Annotated in this window: 11 protein-coding genes and 2 rRNA genes (1 of these 13 only partly in view); 10 read left to right on the forward strand and 3 right to left on the reverse strand. The window is 66.5% G+C overall.

Translation table 11 applies throughout. From position 1 onward, the window contains the following. Together AC6JA9_RS00905 and rrf are read left to right on the forward strand one after the other, a co-directional pair. A 23S ribosomal RNA gene (locus AC6JA9_RS00905) occupies window positions 1-2,298 on the forward strand; it begins 666 nt to the left of the window's first position. 163 nt (window positions 2,299-2,461) lie between these two features. Then, window positions 2,462-2,578 (forward strand): 5S ribosomal RNA (gene rrf, locus AC6JA9_RS00910). Between the two features lie 71 nt (window positions 2,579-2,649). Here rrf and AC6JA9_RS00915 read toward each other — a convergent pair. Together AC6JA9_RS00915 and AC6JA9_RS00920 are read right to left on the reverse strand one after the other, a co-directional pair. Further along, window positions 2,650-3,537, reverse strand: a complete 888-nt coding sequence (locus tag AC6JA9_RS00915) for an SRPBCC family protein (RefSeq protein WP_497958946.1) — start codon at window positions 3,535-3,537, stop codon at window positions 2,650-2,652. Continuing rightward, window positions 3,534-3,893, reverse strand: a complete 360-nt coding sequence (locus AC6JA9_RS00920; protein WP_497958947.1) for an ArsR/SmtB family transcription factor — start codon at window positions 3,891-3,893, stop codon at window positions 3,534-3,536. Before AC6JA9_RS00920 ends, AC6JA9_RS00915 begins: the two co-directional genes overlap by 4 nt. 199 nt (window positions 3,894-4,092) lie before the next feature. Here AC6JA9_RS00920 and AC6JA9_RS00925 point away from each other — a divergent pair, with 199 nt between their 5' ends. The 7 genes from AC6JA9_RS00925 (at window position 4,093) to AC6JA9_RS00955 (ending at window position 13,198) form a co-directional block, all read left to right on the forward strand. Continuing rightward, window positions 4,093-5,220, forward strand: coding sequence for an outer membrane beta-barrel protein (locus AC6JA9_RS00925; RefSeq protein WP_426748542.1), 1,128 nt, complete (start codon window positions 4,093-4,095; stop codon window positions 5,218-5,220). Window positions 5,221-5,423: 203 nt separating this feature from the next. Beyond that, entirely contained in the window at window positions 5,424-5,513 is a 90-nt protein-coding gene (kdpF, locus tag AC6JA9_RS00930) for a K(+)-transporting ATPase subunit F (protein WP_046710363.1), read from the forward strand. A 12-nt stretch (window positions 5,514-5,525) separates the two neighbouring features. Then, the gene (gene kdpA / locus AC6JA9_RS00935) at window positions 5,526-7,244 is read left to right on the forward strand and encodes a potassium-transporting ATPase subunit KdpA (RefSeq protein ID WP_497958948.1); all 1,719 of its coding nucleotides are present in this window, start codon (window positions 5,526-5,528) and stop codon (window positions 7,242-7,244) included. 3 nt (window positions 7,245-7,247) lie between these two features. Beyond that, window positions 7,248-9,308: a potassium-transporting ATPase subunit KdpB gene (kdpB, locus tag AC6JA9_RS00940; protein ID WP_223752103.1), complete on the forward strand. Its 2,061-nt coding sequence runs from the start codon at window positions 7,248-7,250 to the stop codon at window positions 9,306-9,308. A gap of 12 nt (window positions 9,309-9,320) precedes the next feature. Further along, the gene (gene kdpC / locus AC6JA9_RS00945) at window positions 9,321-9,977 is read left to right on the forward strand and encodes a potassium-transporting ATPase subunit KdpC (RefSeq protein ID WP_223752102.1); all 657 of its coding nucleotides are present in this window, start codon (window positions 9,321-9,323) and stop codon (window positions 9,975-9,977) included. Between the two features lie 228 nt (window positions 9,978-10,205). Next, a complete protein-coding gene (locus AC6JA9_RS00950; RefSeq protein ID WP_223752101.1) occupies window positions 10,206-11,372 on the forward strand; it encodes a sensor protein KdpD in 1,167 nt (388 codons plus the stop codon). After that, window positions 11,369-13,198 (forward strand): HAMP domain-containing sensor histidine kinase, encoded by a 1,830-nt coding sequence (locus tag AC6JA9_RS00955; protein WP_497958949.1) that lies wholly within the window; start codon window positions 11,369-11,371, stop codon window positions 13,196-13,198. The genes AC6JA9_RS00950 and AC6JA9_RS00955 overlap by 4 nt, the downstream gene beginning before the upstream one ends. Window positions 13,199-13,321: 123 nt before the next feature. On the opposite strand, the gene AC6JA9_RS00960 is transcribed toward AC6JA9_RS00955, so the two are convergent. After that, window positions 13,322-13,786, reverse strand: a complete 465-nt coding sequence (locus tag AC6JA9_RS00960; protein WP_223752099.1) for a hemerythrin domain-containing protein — start codon at window positions 13,784-13,786, stop codon at window positions 13,322-13,324. Window positions 13,787-14,131: 345 nt separating this feature from the next. Between AC6JA9_RS00960 and AC6JA9_RS00965 the strand changes: the two genes are divergently transcribed. Beyond that, entirely contained in the window at window positions 14,132-15,859 is a 1,728-nt protein-coding gene (locus AC6JA9_RS00965) for a hypothetical protein (protein WP_223752098.1), read from the forward strand. The last annotated feature ends 19 nt before the right edge of the window (window positions 15,860-15,878 follow it).

Consider the following 15,878-nt stretch of genomic DNA (forward strand, 5'->3'; position numbering starts at 1 on the left):
GGTGGAGCCGGAGCGAAAGCGAGTCCTAAAAGGGCGAATTAGTTGCGTGTATTATAACCCGAAGCGGGGTGATCTACACATGGCCAGGTTGAAGTGCGGGTAACACCGCATGGAGGACCGAACTCATGAAAGTTGAAAATTTCTGGGATGAGCTGTGTGTAGGGGTGAAAGGCCAATCAAACTCCGTGATAGCTGGTTCTCCCCGAAAGATATTTAGGTATCGGCTCGGGCAATTCAATACTGGAGGTAGAGCACTGGAACGGCTAGGGGTCTCACCAGATTACCAAACCGTACCAAACTCCGAATGCCAGTAATTGTTAGCCCGGGACGCAGTCAGTGGGTGATAACGTCCATTGGCAAGAGGGGAATAACCCAGACCGACAGCTAAGGCCCCCAAATCTAGTCTAAGTGAACACTAGAAAGGATGTGGCAGGTCATTGACAACCAGGAGGTTGGCTTAGAAGCAGCCATCCTTTAAAGAAAGCGTAATAGCTCACTGGTCAAGACAGGCCGCGCCGAAAATGTAACGGGGCTCAAGACTAGTGCCGAAGCTTCGGGTCATACGTAAAGCGTATGGCGGTAGGGGAGCGTTCCAACTGCAGCGAAGGCCGACCGAAAGGGCGACTGGAGCGGTTGGGAGTGCTGATGCCGAAATGAGTAGCGATAAAGGGGGTGAGAAACCCCCTCGCCGTAAACCCAAGGTTTCCTGGGTCAAGTTAATCTTCCCAGGGTTAGCCGGAACCTAAGTCGAGGCCGAAAGGCGTAGATGATGGAAAGCGGGTTAATATTCCCGCGCCATCTTGCAAGCGTTGAACTAAGGGAGGACGGAGAAAGCTAGACGAGCTGACCGGCGGTTGTGTCAGTCTAAAGGCGTAGGGGTGTCGCGTACGAATAAAGGCGCGGCAGCTATCCTCGAGACCTTATGGCGCCCCGTAAGGGGTAAGTCGTCGATGCTCTGCTTCCAAGAAAAGTCCCGTAGGGAGCTTGCAGGGTGTCCGTACCGTAAACCGACACAGGTGGGTGAGGAGAAAATCCTAAGGCGCTTGAGAGAACTCTCCTCCAAGGAACTAGGCAAATTTCCACCGTAACTTCGGAAGAAGGTGGGCCTCTGGTAGGTGAAGGCGTACAGCTGGAGCCGAGAGAGGTTGCAGAGAAATGGCGGTAGCGACTGTTTACCAAAAACACAGGACTCTGCGAAGGCGACAAGCCGACGTATAGGGTCTGACTCCTGCCCGGTGCTGGAAGGTTAAGGGGATTCGTCAGCCGCAAGGCGAAGCGATGATCCGAAGCCCCAGTAAACGGCGGCCGTAACTATAACGGTCCTAAGGTAGCGAAATTCCTTGTCGGGTAAGTTCCGACCTGCACGAATGGAGTAACGACTTCCGCGCTGTCTCGGAGAGGGACTCAGCGAAATTGAAATAGCTGTGCCGATGCAGTTTACCCGCAGCAAGACGGAAAGACCCCGTGAACCTTTACTATAACTTGACAGTGACACTAGGGATTGACTGTGTAGGATAGGTGGGAGCCTTTGAAGCCGGGCCGCTAGGTTCGGTGGAGGCAACGGTGAAATACCACCCTGTTGATTTCTGGTGTCTAACCATGTCCCGTTAGCCGGGATTGGGACACTGTCTGGTGGGTAGTTTGACTGGGGCGGTCGCCTCCCAAAGAGTAACGGAGGCGCGCGATGGTTCCCTCAGCCCGATTGGAAACCGGGCGGCGAGTGCAATGGCATAAGGGAGCTTGACTGCGAGACGGACACGTCGAGCAGGTGCGAAAGCAGGTCATAGTGATCCGGTGGTCCTGAATGGAAGGGCCATCGCTCAACGGATAAAAGGTACTCCGGGGATAACAGGCTTATCTCCCCCAAGAGTTCACATCGACGGGGAGGTTTGGCACCTCGATGTCGGCTCATCGCATCCTGGGGCTGGAGCAGGTCCCAAGGGTTTGGCTGTTCGCCAATTAAAGCGGTACGCGAGCTGGGTTCAAAACGTCGTGAGACAGTTTGGTCCCTATCTGCTGTGGGCGTAGGATACTTGAGAGGCTCTGACCTTAGTACGAGAGGACCGGGTTGGAGGCACCGCTGGTGTACCAGTTGTCTCGCCAGAGGCATCGCTGGGTAGCCATGTGCCGATTGGATAACCGCTGAAAGCATCTAAGCGGGAAACCGACCTCAAGACCAGGTATCCCGGGCGCAAGCCCCTGAAGACCCGTCGAAGACTACGACGTTGATAGGCTGGGTGTGTAAGCGCGGTAACGCGTTGAGCTAACCAGTACTAATTGGTCGAGCGGCTTACTTCCCCCTATCTCTTGCGCGCCCCCTCAAGGGGAGTAAGGGACTCGGGGCCAAGGCCGAGGCTTGAATGCATGCGCATTCACCCGGAAGAAACTTCTAAAAGCACAGCGAGGCTTGATACTCGCAGAATGCTGCAACTTACCCTTCGTATGCACTGTCTCTATGTTTTCCGGTGGCAATGTCGGAGGGGTCACACCCGTTCCCATCCCGAACACGGAAGTTAAGCCCTCCAGAGCCGATGGTACTCCGCGGGAAACCGCGTGGGAGAGTAGGTCGCTGCCGGATTCTTTTTGAGAAGCCCTCGTCGCCTCGTGCGACGGGGGCTTTTCTTTTTTCCTCACGGCCCTCGACGCGCTTTACCGCGTGGCGAGGAGCTCGGCGAGTCGATCGAAGTTCTGCTCATTGGCTTCCTCGACGAAGCCGCGGACCTTCTCGACCTCCTCCTTCGACTCGAAGCGCATTCGCCAGGTGAGGCGCGTCTTGAGTCCCTCGTCCGCGAAATCGAGGCGCATCTCGAAGTGATGTGACTCCTGGAGGTGTCGGAAGACGACCCGCTCCATGGGGACCACCTGCGTGAACTCCTTGTGCATGGTGTATCGGGCTCCATCCGGTCCCTGCATCACGAAGCGCCACTGACCTCCTGGGCGGAGCTCAAATACCTCGAAGGTGTTCGTCGAGCCCTTCGGTCCCCACCACCGCGACAGCTGCTCCGGGTCGCTGAATGCCTGGTACAGCCGGTCTCGGGAGGTGTCGAAGCGCCGAGAGGAGACGATGTCTCGGGACTCCTCGAGCACCCGCCCCAGCCTGTCGAAGTGTTCCGCCGTGCCTCCCTCACGTGAGCGCATCCCATCCTCACCGTCGAGGAAGGTGGCTTGCTCGGTGAACACCATCCTCGTCCCGCCTGTCTTCGTCGCGTGCAACTCCACCGTGGCCAGTGACACGGACAGGTGCTTGTCGCCCACGTGCATGTCGTAGACGTAGACCAGTCGCTCGTCGGGGATGATGGAGTGGTAGCGCGCGGTGAAGACACTCGCGTGGCGCCCCTCGAACTGTCCGTGGAGCAGCTCCGTTCCGCCCACGCGGAAGTCGAGCTCACGCTTCACGAGGCGCCACCGCTCAGGCGGACCGATGAACCACTGGGCCTTCATCTCCACGTCGGCCCAGGCCGCGAAGACCCGGGCAGGAGAGGCTTTGTACGTGCGCTCGATGCTGAATGTGCCGTGAACGGCGGGACGTGCCTTCATGAGCTGCCCTTCTTTCGGGGGGAAGGCGTGGGGGATTCGGGGCCATCCAGCAACTCGCCCAAGCGGTCGAAGCGGCGCTCCCACAGGCCGCGCCGCGCGGAAATCCAGTCCTCGGCCACGCGCAGCCCCTCTGGCTGGATGTGACAGGAGCGCACACGCCCGACCTTCTCCGTGCGCACCAGGCCGCTCTCCTCGAGCACATGGAGGTGCTGAACGACCGCCGCGAGGGTGATGTCGAGCGGCTTCGCCAGGTCGCTGACCGACAACGAGCCCTGACTCAGGCGCTCGACAATGGCTCTCCGCGTGGAGTCACCCAGCGCCTGGAACACCCGGTCTACGGCGCCATGGTTTAGCATGGGCTTAAGTATGCGCTGTGCGCCCTGACTGTCAAGCCGTGGCTTAAGTGTTCGGTGCGGGCTTCAAGCTGCACGGCGACTGTGGAGTCATCGTGCAGGCTGCAATGCGCGCGGCGGCCAGCGCTGCCCAACCCCGCGATAGTCCTACGGATTCGTCAGAGGGTGGGTGGTACGCGCGGTGCTCATTGGATGGGCACCCATGTTGTCCATCGACTCCACTCAGCTGCTTCTCTCCCTGCTCCTCCGGCAGGCCGATGCGCCCCTGCCTGCTGCCGACACCACGGCCAACGACTCGGCGGCGACCCGCTTCCTCTCCCGGGTCCAGCCCGAGGGCGGCGTCGATGTGTACTTCGCCCACAACTTCAACCGCCCCGCGAACAAGGCCAGCTTCCTCCCCGGCACCGGCACGTCCGCCAAGCGCGATGGCGAGGTGTCCATCAACCTGGCCTCGCTGGGGCTGAGCGCCGAGCCCGCTCCCGTGGGCTTCAAGGTGCTCCTGGGCTTTGGAACGGGGGCGGAGGTGGTGCACTCGGCGGAGCCCGAGGGTGTCGCCTCTGGACCTGCTGCGTGGCGCTACGTCCAACAGGCGTCCGTGTCCTTCGCCACGGGGCCGCTGACCCTGGAGGCGGGGCTGTATCCCAGCCACATCGGGCTCGAGTCGTTCCAATCCCAGCTCAACTGGACGTACACCCGCTCGTGGATGGGCGAGTACTCGCCCTATTACCAGACGGGCATCAAGGGGACCTGGGCCTTCGACCCGGCGTGGAGCGCGCAGCTTCAAGTCCTCAATGGCTGGCAGACCGTGGGTGACAACAACCGCGGGCTCGCCGTGGGCACTCAAGTGGCCTACGCGGGCGAGCGCCTCTCCGCGGCCCTCAACACCTTCATCGGCGAGGAGGGCGCCACGGGCGACGAGGGGCTGCGCCTCTTCGCGGACGCGGTGGCGACGTTTCGTGTCCTGCCCTCGCTGTGGCTCGCCGCGACCGCGGATGTGGGGACACAGCGTCTTCCCTCGGGAACTCGCGCGAACTGGTACGCGGCGGGGCTCAATGCCCGGGTGCTGCTCGCGGAGCCCGTGGCGCTCGCCGCGCGTGTCGAGGCCTACCGGGATGCCGATGGCTTGATGACCGGCGTCGCGCAGACCTTGTCGAGCGGGACCGTCACGCTCGAGGTGAAGCCCGCGGAGCAGCTCACCCTCAAGCTGGAGGCACGGCATGACCGCTCGACGGAGGCGGTGTTCGCGGGCCGCGCCACGGCCGATGACGGCTCGCCCGTGCCGAAGGACACCGAGACGCTCGTCGTGCTCGGCGCCACCGCCTTCTTCTGATGTGCCCCCGGAGACCTTCCATGGATTTCGTCCTCGTCCTCGTCACCGTCGGATTCTTCACCCTCGCGCTTGGCTACACCCATGGCTGTGAACGGCTCTGAGCGCACCCTGCCCGCTTTCGTGCACCCCGCCGGATGCTCCCTCGCGCCGTGCACTTCGCTCATGCGCAGCTCCACTCCACGCCTCACCCGGAGTCCCCACTCATGACCTTCGAATACGCCGCCGGCGCCGTGCTCGCCGTCCTGCTCACCGTCTACCTCGTCTATGCCCTGCTCCGCCCCGAGCGCTTCTGAGGGCCCTCTCCAATGACTCTCATCGGCTGGCTGCAAGTCCTGTTGTTCTTCGCCCTCCTGCTCGCGCTGACGAAGCCGCTGGGTGTCTATCTCTTCCGTGTCTTCGAGTCCGAGGCGCGGCCGTTGCCCCGGCTGCTCGGCCCCGTGGAGCGGGGGTTGTTGCGCCTGAGTGGCGCGAGCGAGCGGCGTGAGCAGACCTGGGTGGAGTACTGCGGGGCCCTGCTGGCCTTCAGCCTGGTGAGCCTGCTCATCCTCTACACCCTCCAGCGGGCGCAACACCTGCTGCCCTTCAATCCCCAGAAGCTCGGCGCCGTGGGGCCCGACCTCGCCTTCAACACCGCCGCCAGCTTCGTCACCAATACCAACTGGCAGTCGTACGCCGGTGAGTCCACCCTGAGCTACCTCACGCAGATGGCGGGCCTGGCGTGGCAGAACTTCGTCTCCGCCGCCGCGGGGCTCGGAGTGGCGCTGGCGCTCGCTCGCGGCTTCACCCGACGACCGGGGCCCGAGGGCTCGAAGACGCTCGGCAACTTCTGGGTCGACCTGGTGCGCGGCACGCTCTACGTGCTGCTGCCCCTGTGCTTCGTCGCCGCCCTGTTCTTCGTCTCGCAGGGGATGCTGCAGAACCTCGCTCCCCATCACTCGCTGACGACGCTCGAGGGTGGGACGCAGACGCTCGCGATGGGACCGGTGGCCTCGCAGGAGGCCATCAAGATGCTCGGCACCAACGGCGGTGGCTTCTTCAACGCCAACAGCGCCCACCCGTTCGAGAACCCGACGCCGCTCACCAACCTGGTGCAGATGCTGCTCATCTTCGCCATCCCCTCGGCGCTCACCTACACCTACGGGAAGATGACCGGTGACACCAAGCAGGGCTGGGCCCTCTTCGCCGCCATGTCGTTGCTGTTCTTCGTGGGAGTGCTCGCCGCCTACTCCGCCGAGGTCCAGCCCAACGCCGCCGTGTCCGCCGCGCAGGTGGCCCACGTCGGCAACATGGAGGGCAAGGAGGCGCGCTTCGGCACCGCCGCGTCCACGCTCTTCGCCGTCGTCACCACCGATGCATCGTGCGGCGCCGTCAATGCCATGCATGACAGCTTCAATCCACTGGGCGGGCTCGTGCCGCTCGTCAACATGCAGCTGGGCGAGGTCATCTTCGGCGGCGTGGGCGCGGGCCTCTACGGCATCCTCATCATGGTCGTGCTCTCTGTCTTCATCGCCGGACTGATGGTGGGCCGCACCCCCGAGTACCTGGGCAAGAAAATCGAGGCCCGGGAGATGAAGCTCGCGATGCTCTACGTGCTCATCTTCCCGCTGTTCATCCTCGGGCTGTCCGCCGTCGCGGCCGTGCTCCCCCAGGGCGTGTCCTCGCTCAACAACGCGGGACCGCATGGCCTGTCTGAAATCCTCTATGCGTTCACCAGTGGCACGGCCAACAACGGCAGCGCGTTCGCGGGCCTCAACGCGAACACCCCGTTCTGGAACATCTCACTGGGGCTGGCCATGCTCGGCGGGCGCTTCCTGATGATTGTCCCCGCGCTCGCCATCGCCGGCTCCATGGTGGGCAAGAAGGTGGTGCCCGCGGGGCCCGGCACCTTCCCGACGAACGGCGTCCTCTTCACCGGCCTCCTGGTGAGCATCGTCGTCATCGTCGGCGCGCTCACCTTCTTCCCCGCCCTCTCCCTGGGCCCCATCGTCGAGCACTTCCTCGCCGGGGCCGGAAAGGTCTACTGAGCCATGAGCTCCTCGTCCTCGAAGCCCGCGTCACTCTTCGACGCGTCACTGCTCAAGCCCGCGCTGCTCGACAGCCTCAAGAAGCTCCACCCCCGGGATGTGGCTCGAAACCCCGTCATGTTCGTGGTGTGGGCCGGTAGCCTGCTCACCACCGTGCTGGTGGTGAAGGACCTCGTGTCGCCGCGCACCGACGGCGCGCCCCTCTGGTTCACCGTGTCCGTGGCCCTGTGGCTGTGGTTCACCGTCCTCTTCGCCAACTTCGCCGAAGCGGTCGCCGAGGGGCGCGGCAAGGCTCAGGCGGGGGCCCTGCGCAAGATGCGCAAGGACACCACCGCGCGCCGTCTTTCCGAGGGGCGCGAGGAGCGGGTGCCCGCGCCTGACTTGCGCAAGGGCGACCTGGTCGTCTGCGAGGCTGGAGACCTCATCCCGGGCGACGGCGAGGTGGTGGAGGGCATCGCCAGCGTGGATGAGTCCGCCATCACCGGCGAGTCCGCGCCCGTCATCCGTGAGTCCGGCGGTGACCGCTCCGCGGTGACCGGCGGCACCAAGGTGCTGTCGGACCGCATCGTCGTGCGCATCGCCGTCAACCCGGGCGAGTCCTTCCTCGACCGCATGATTGGTCTGGTGGAGGGCGCGGCCCGGCAGAAGACGCCCAATGAAGTCGCGCTGCACATCCTCCTCGTCGGGCTCACGGTGGTGTTCCTGCTGGCGTGCGTGTCGCTGGTGCCGCTCGCGCTCTACTCGGGTGTGCCGCTGTCGGGCACCGCCGTGGTGGCGCTCCTCGTGTGCCTCATCCCCACCACGATTGGCGGACTCCTGAGCGCCATCGGCATCGCCGGGATGGACCGGCTGTTGCGCAAGAACGTCCTCGCCATGAGCGGCCGAGCCGTCGAGGCGGCGGGTGATGTCGACACGCTGCTGCTCGACAAGACGGGCACGATTACACTCGGCAACCGCATGGCCACGGAGCTGCTGCCCATGCCCGGCGTGCGCCTGGAGGAGCTGGCCGAGGCCGCTCAGCTCGCGAGCCTGGCCGATGAGACCCCCGAGGGACGCTCCATCGTCACGCTGGTCAAGGACACCTACAAGCTGCGTCCTCGCGAGCTCCTGGCGCACCAGGCGACGTTCGTTCCCTTCACCGCGCAGACGCGGATGAGCGGGTGTGACCTGGTGGAGCCTCACGCGCGCAGCATCCGCAAGGGCGCGGTGGATGCCATCGTCAAGCATGTGCAGGGGCAGGGCGGCCCGGTGCCTTCCGAGTTGGCGCTGGCCGCGGGACGTATCGGAGACGCGGGCGGGACGCCGCTTGCTGTCGCGGAGGGCTCGCGACTGCTCGGCATCATCCACTTGAAGGACGTGGTGAAGGGCGGCATCCGCGAGCGCTTCGACCGCTTCCGCGCCATGGGCATCCGCACGGTGATGATTACGGGCGACAACCCTCGCACCGCCGCGGCGATTGCTCGTGAGGCCGGCGTGGATGACTTCCTCGCGGAGGCGACTCCCGAGGCCAAGCTCGCGCTCATCCGTACCGAGCAGGCCAAGGGCAAGCTGGTGGCGATGACGGGCGATGGCACCAACGACGCTCCCGCGCTCGCTCAGGCCGATGTCGGCGTGGCGATGAACACCGGCACCCAGGCGGCGAAGGAGGCGGGGAACATGGTCGACCTCGACTCCAATCCGACCAAGCTGCTGGAGGTCGTGGAGGTGGGCAAGCAGCTCCTGATGACTCGGGGCACGTTGACCACGTTCTCCATCGCCAATGACGTGGCGAAGTACTTCGCCATCCTGCCGGCGCTGTTCATGGGTGTGTTCCCCCAGATTGCTCCGCTCAACGTCATGGGGCTGACGTCGCCCTTCAGCGCCATCCTCGCCGCCGTCATCTTCAACGCGCTCATCATCATCGCGCTCATTCCCCTGGCGCTGCGCGGTGTGCGCTACCGGCCGCTCGGCGCGGCGGCGCTCCTGCGGCGCAGCCTGCTCATCTACGGGCTTGGCGGCGTCATCGTTCCCTTCGTCGGCATCAAGGCCCTCGACGTGCTGCTCACGGCCGTCGGTCTCGCTTGAGGACTGGTCATCATGGTCTCCACTCTCGTAACCGCGCTTCGTGTTGGTGTCGTCACCCTGGTGCTCACGGGCTTGCTGTATCCCCTTGCTGTCACCGGCGTGGCCTCGCTGCTCTTCCCCTCCGAGGCCCATGGCTCCCTCGTGAAGGACGAGCAGGGCCGTGTCGTGGGGAGCGCCCTCATCGGTCAGGGGTTCACTCGCGCGGACTACTTCCAGCCGCGCCCCTCGGCCGCCGGGAGTGGCTACGACGCGGCCGCGTCCTCGGGGAGCAACCTGGGGCCCACTTCGCAGAAGCTCCGGGACCGTGTCTTGGCCGAGGCCTCGCGGCTGCGTCGTGAGAATCCGGATGCGCAGGGCGCTGTTCCCGCGGAGTTGGTCACCACGTCCGCGTCCGGGCTGGACCCGCACCTGTCGCCGGAGGCGGTGCGGTGGCAGGTGCCTCGTGTCGCGAAGGCTCGCGGCGTGGCTCCGGAGCGCGTGCTGGCCGTGGTGGGCTCGCATGTGGAGGGGCGCACCTTCGGCGTGCTCGGCGAGCCTCGGGTGAATGTGCTGTTGCTGAACCTCGCGCTGGACCGACAGTTCGGTCGTCCGGCCGTCGAGCCCGGGGTCCCGATGGGTGGCGCGGTGGCTCCGTCCGCCACGCCTGCCCGGGGCGCGGCCAGCCCGTGAGGGCTGGGTTGTCGTCCGCAGCGTCGAGGACGGTCGACATCATGGCGCTGGAGCCGTCGACGGGAGTTGCTTCGTCGTCGAGAGTCGAGGACGTTCGCCGTCATGGCATTCGAAGGGCGTCGTGTCTCCTTGTCGAATCGAGGTCCTTCGACCTTCATCATGGGCCGGGTCGATGAGCGCTGAGCTGACTCGGCATGTGATTCGTTTGTCGCGCTCCGAGGTTCTCGGATGACCCCCCGTCGCTCGCGTGCGGAGGACTTCCTGGAGCTGGTCGAGCGCGGCCGGCGCGGTCGGCTCAAGCTCTACATCGGCTTCGCGGCCGGCGTCGGCAAGACGTACCGCATGCTCGAAGAGGCCCATGCGCTGAAGCGGCGCGGCGTGGACGTGGTGCTCGGCTTCGTGGAGACCCACGGACGCAAGGAGACCGAGGCCCTGGTCGCTGGACTCGAGGCCGTGCCTCGCAAGACGTACTCCTATCGCGACGTCCTCGTCGAGGAGATGGACCTGGAGGCGGTCCTCGCTCGCAAGCCCCAGGTCGCTGTCGTCGACGAGCTGGCTCACACCAACCTCCCCCTGTGCCGACATCGCAAACGCTACCAGGATGTCCAGGCGCTCCTCGACGCGGGCATCAACGTCATCGGCGCCTTCAACGTGCAACACCTCGAGAGCCTCAATGACCTGGTGGAACGCACCACCGGCGTCGTCGTCCGGGAGACGCTGCCCGACAGCTTCCTCAAGGGCGCTGACCAGGTCGTGAACCTGGACCTCGCCGTGGAAGACCTCCACGAACGACTCAAGGCCGGGAAGATCTACGCCGAGGACAAGGTGCCCCATGCCCTGGAGCGCTTCTTCACCGGCGAGAACCTGTCCACCCTTCGCGAGCTCGCCCTCCGCGAGGTCGCCGAGAGCCTGGACCGCGCCACCTCCGGACTGTCCTCCCGCTCCGGCGAAGACGAACCTCGCAAGGGCGCGTCCTGGGGCCGGGTGCTGGTCGCCATGTCCAGCCATCCTCCTCGCGCGGCCACCCTCCTGCGCCGGGGCTCGCGCATGGCCGGTCGGCTGAACACGGACTGGTTCGTCGTCTATGTCGAGACGCCTCGCGAGGCGCCCCACCTCATCGACGCCGAGGCGCAACGCCACCTGCTGGCCAACATCGAGAAGGCTCGCGAGCTGGGCGCCGAGGTGGTTCGTCTTCGCTCGAAGGACCCCGTCGAGGCCATCCTCGACTTCGCCCGCTCCCATGGCGTCGGCCACATCATGGTGGGCCGCTCGCACCAGCCCTGGTGGAAGCGCGCGCTGGGCCGCGCCGCGGATGTGCGGCTGCTCCGTGAAGGCGAGGGCTTCGACATCCATGTCGTCGCCTTCGAGCCCTCCTCCGAGGAGAAACGTCCATGACCCTGCGGATGCGATTGCTGCTGGCGCAGGCGCCCCTCGCGCTCGCGCTCGCGCTGGTGGGCCTGGTCGCCGTCATCACCCTGGCCCGCTTGGGGCGCTCCGGTCAGCGCATCCTCCAGGACAACTACCGCAGCGTCCTGGCCGCCCAGCGGATGACCGAGCAGTTGGAGCGCATGGACAGCGCCGCCCTCTTCATCGTCGCCGGTGAACGCGAACGGGGGCAGTCCCAGCAGGCTTCGCAGCGTCAGGTCCTGGAGGCCGAGCTGCGGCTGCAGGAGGGCAACATCACCGAGCCCGGTGAAGCCGAGTCCACCCGCCGGCTGCGCGCGGGCTGGGAGCGCTATGTGGCCGCTTATGACGCGTTCCTCTCGCTGTCGTCTCCCGAGGAGCAGAAGGCGGCTTACTTCCGGAGCATCGAGCCCGCGTTCCGCGAGGTGAGGGACGCGGCCTCCTCCGTCCTGGCGCTCAATCAGGACGCGATGGTGCACAAGAGCGAGGACCTGCGTCGGCAGAGCGACCGGGTGAACACGCTCATGGTGCTCGCGGTGCTGGTCGCGTTCGCAGTCGGATTGTTCGCCTCCACGTCCCTCACACATCGCGCGCTGCGGCCCGTGTCCGTGCTGTCCCAGGCCGTGCAGCGGCTGGGGCGCGGGGATTACGCCGTGCGCGCCACGGTGGAGGGCTCGGATGAAATCGCGCGGCTGGGCGAGGACTTCAACTCCATGGCCGAGGCGCTCCAGCAGTACCGACAGAGCAGCCTGGGGGAGTTGCTCCAGGCCCAGGCCGCGTCCCAGGCCGCCATCGATAGCCTCCCCGATCCGGTGGTGGTGTTCGGCGCGGATGGCGGGCTGCTCAACGTCAACCGCTCGGCCGAGGACGTGCTCAAGCTGGGGCTCGAAGGCGGCGGGGATGTGCTCGGGCGCGTGGTGCCGGAGGCGCGCGACGTGCTGGAGCGCGTGCGGGGACACGTGCTCGGAGGCAAGGGCGCCTATCAGCCTCGGGGCTACGAAGAGGCGGTGCGTGTGCCGCTCACCGAGGGCGACCGGTGGCTCCTGCCTCGCGCCAGCCCCGTGTACGGTGAGACGGGCGAGGTGGTGGGCGCCACGGTGATTCTCCAGGACGTGACGCGGCTGCGACGGTTCGATGAGCTGAAGAACGACCTGGTGGCCACCGTGGCCCATGAGTTCCGCACGCCCCTCACATCCCTGCGCATGGCCGTGCACCTGGTGGCCGAGGGCATGGTGGGGCCCGTGACGGAGAAACAGGCGGACCTGCTCTTCGCGGCGCGCGAGGACTGTGAGCGGCTGCAGGGCATCGTCGATGACCTGCTCGATTTGTCTCGCATCCAGGCGGGACAGCTCCGGCTCGAAGTCCGCCGCGTGTCCGCCGAGGAGTTGGTGCAGGCGGCGCTCGACTCGCAGCGCTCGGCGGCGGAGGAGCGTGGGGTGCGGCTGTCCCGGCTCGTGGGGCTGGAGGTGGAGACCGTGGACGTGGACCCGGAGCGGATGGGGCTCGTGCTCGGCAACCTGGTGGGCAATGGCGTGAAGCACACTCCCGCGGGGGGCGAGGTGGAGGTGCGGGTGGCTCGCGATGGCGCGCGCGTCCGCTTCGAGGTGCGCGACACCGGGGAGGGCATCGCCCTGGAGCAACAGGCGCGCATCTTCGAGAAGTTCTATCGCGCGCCAGGGGCTCCCGCGGGCGGCGCGGGGCTCGGGCTGTCCATCGTGAAGGAGATCGTCCAGGCCCATGGCGGAGAGGTGGGCGTCATCAGCGCGCCTGGGCGGGGAAGTACGTTCTGGTTCACCCTGCCGGGGCAGGCCTCGTGAGGTGACGCGCGGTCTTGCCAGGTCCAGCTCCCGAGGCAGGAGGGAACGACACGGGTGTGTCTGGCCTGCCTCGAGAGCGAAGCGGGGGCCTCGGCGGCTCCGTGGGGGAGTGCGCGTCCGCCGCTACACCGTGGCGCCGCCCCAGTCCTTCATCTCCTCGCGACGAATCCTCGAGGCCTCGCGGACCAGGTCCTTGCACGACATGCCGAGCTCCTTCTCGGTGACGTTCTTCGCCACCTGCGGAAGGATGTTCTTCTCCTCGTCCGCGACGTGCCGTTTGACGACCTTCTCCAGCGCGTCCACCTTCAGCTTCACCGCGTTCATGTCGTCGCGCATCCGCACGATGTCGCCCAGCAGTTGCGTCATCTCCTGGTGCTCCTCCTCCGCGTGCTGGATCTTCTCGTCGCCCACCACGCGCGTGGCCTTCGGATAGACCCAGCGCTCCTCGATGGTGCTGTGCAGCATCAGCGCCTCCGCGAGCTGGATGCAGAGCTCCTTGCGGCTCGTGTCGTCCGAGGCGTTGCGGAACGCGAGGAACAGCGCGTCGACTTCGCGGTGCTGCTGAATCAACAGGTCGATGACGTCCACGGGTGCAGTCCTTTCAGTGGGGTCGCTCCTCAACGGTCCGCACCGCTCCGGACCCCGGCAATCACTCGCCACGCCGTGCACGCTCCCTCGTCCCAGCCTTCGCGCGGAGGAGGGCAGGGGAGCGCTCCACTCGGAGCAGAGGGCCTGGCGGCCGCACTCCGAGTCTGGGCAGGACTGGAACTCACGAGGGATGCCCGAATTCTTGAAAACTGACGAAACTTCCGCCGCCAGCCCGGGAGAATGGGGGACCAGGACGCATTTCCCCACCCCAACCCAGTGAACCCGGCAGGGTCCGCGCCGCTCCGTGAGGCGTGTGCGGACGCCGGACCCCAACCAGGACCCCCCATGGGAATCGGCAGCATCATCGGTGGCGCGGCGGAGGCCGCCCGGCGAGCAGCGGAAGCGGCGAAGCGCGCGGCGGAGGCGGCGGCGAAGAAGGCCGCGGAGGCGGCGGCGAAGAAGGCCGCGGAGGCGGCGGCGAAGGCGAAGCAGGCGAAGGAGCAGATCGAGTCGGTCGCCAAGCAGCGCACGCAGGACGTCTTCGAGCGGGGCGAGGGGCTGGTCGAGGGCGCTCGCGACGTGAAGCAGCAGGTGCGCGAGACCGCGGGCGACGTCTTCGAGGGCGTGAAGTCCACGGCGGGCAGCGCCCTGCGCGACACCGTGCAGAAGGCGGGCCCCGTGCTCGACACGGCGACGGACATCGCGGCGGGCGGGCTCGACAAGCTGGGGCAGGCCATCCAGGACGCGCCGGCGCCCAACCCGCTGCAGGGCATCACCCAGGACATCGCCGGTGGCGTCCTCCAGGGCGCTGCGGACGTGGTCCGGGACCCGGTGGAGACCGCGGGCGAAATCAAGCAGGCGCTCAGCCTCAACCACCAGGTCGACCAGCTCAAGCCGGGCGAGAGCGTCTCCGTGGGGCTCAACGGTGAGGCGGATGTCTCCGGTGTCGGCGTCACCGCCAAGGGCGACCTGGCCGTCAGCCGCAGCGCCGAGGAGGGCGGTGGCTACACCGTCTCCGTGAGCGGAGAGGTGGGCGCGGGCGTCATCGCGAAGCTGGGCGCGAAGGGCGCGGCGGACGCGAGCGCCAGTGCCTTCGCCACGGCCGGCGCCAAGGTGGAGTTCCAGTTCGACACCGCGGAGGAGGCCAAGCGCGCCACGAAGATCATCGCGGCCTCGGCCGCCACGGCGGGGGCCTCGGCGAGCAACCCGCTGCTCGGCCAGGGGGTGAACCAGGTGCTGGGAGATCCGCTGTCGGACCTCGCGGGCCTGGGCGACAAGGTGAGCGCGGTGGAGCTCCAGCTGGGCGCGGAGGCGAGCGTCTCGGGTGAGCTGGGCATGAAGGGCCTGCCGGAGGTGCTCAGCGCGGGCGCGAGCGCGGGCGTGAGCGCCAATCAGGGCACCACGGCGCGCATCGAGATGGAGAACGGCCAGCCGAAGTCGCTGAAGCTCACGCAGTCGCTGGAGATTTCGGGCAACGCGGGCGCGAGCGCGGGCCTGGGGATTCCGAGCCAGGGCGAGGGTGGCACCAGCGCGTCACTGCCGACGAATGCCTCCGCAGGAGTCCAGGGCTCGCTGAAGGTGGAGCTGGAGCAGAGCATCGACCTGCCCGAGAACTTCAACCCGGCCGACTTCCTCAAGGACCCGAAGGGCACCGCGCGCGAGGTGGGCCAGACGGCCCTCCAGACGCATGAGGCGAAGCTGACGCTCACCGACTCGCGCCAGGGTTCCGCGCAGGCGCTCGGTCTGGGCGGGAGCGCGGGTCGCGAGGTGAAGGCGGAGATCAGCGGCAACCTCCAGGACATCGCGCGCAGCGGTGCGTTCAGCAGCATCGCGAACGGCGACGTGGGCCAGGCGGTGACGCAGCTCCGCGACAAGGTCGACATCAAGGCCACCGTGCAGGACAAGACCACGGTGAACGGTGACATCGGCGTCGGCGTGCACGCGGGCGTGGGCGGTGGCGAGGTGGGGCTCACCACCGAGCGCACCCACGTGGGCGAGGAGCGCGAGCTCAACGCCGCGCAGCTCGCGGAGCTGTACCTCACGCAGCGCTGGTCCGCGGGCATCCCGGGCTGACGCGCAACGCCGGGCGCGT

The sequence above is a fragment of the Myxococcus sp. MH1 genome, assembly GCF_059738865.1.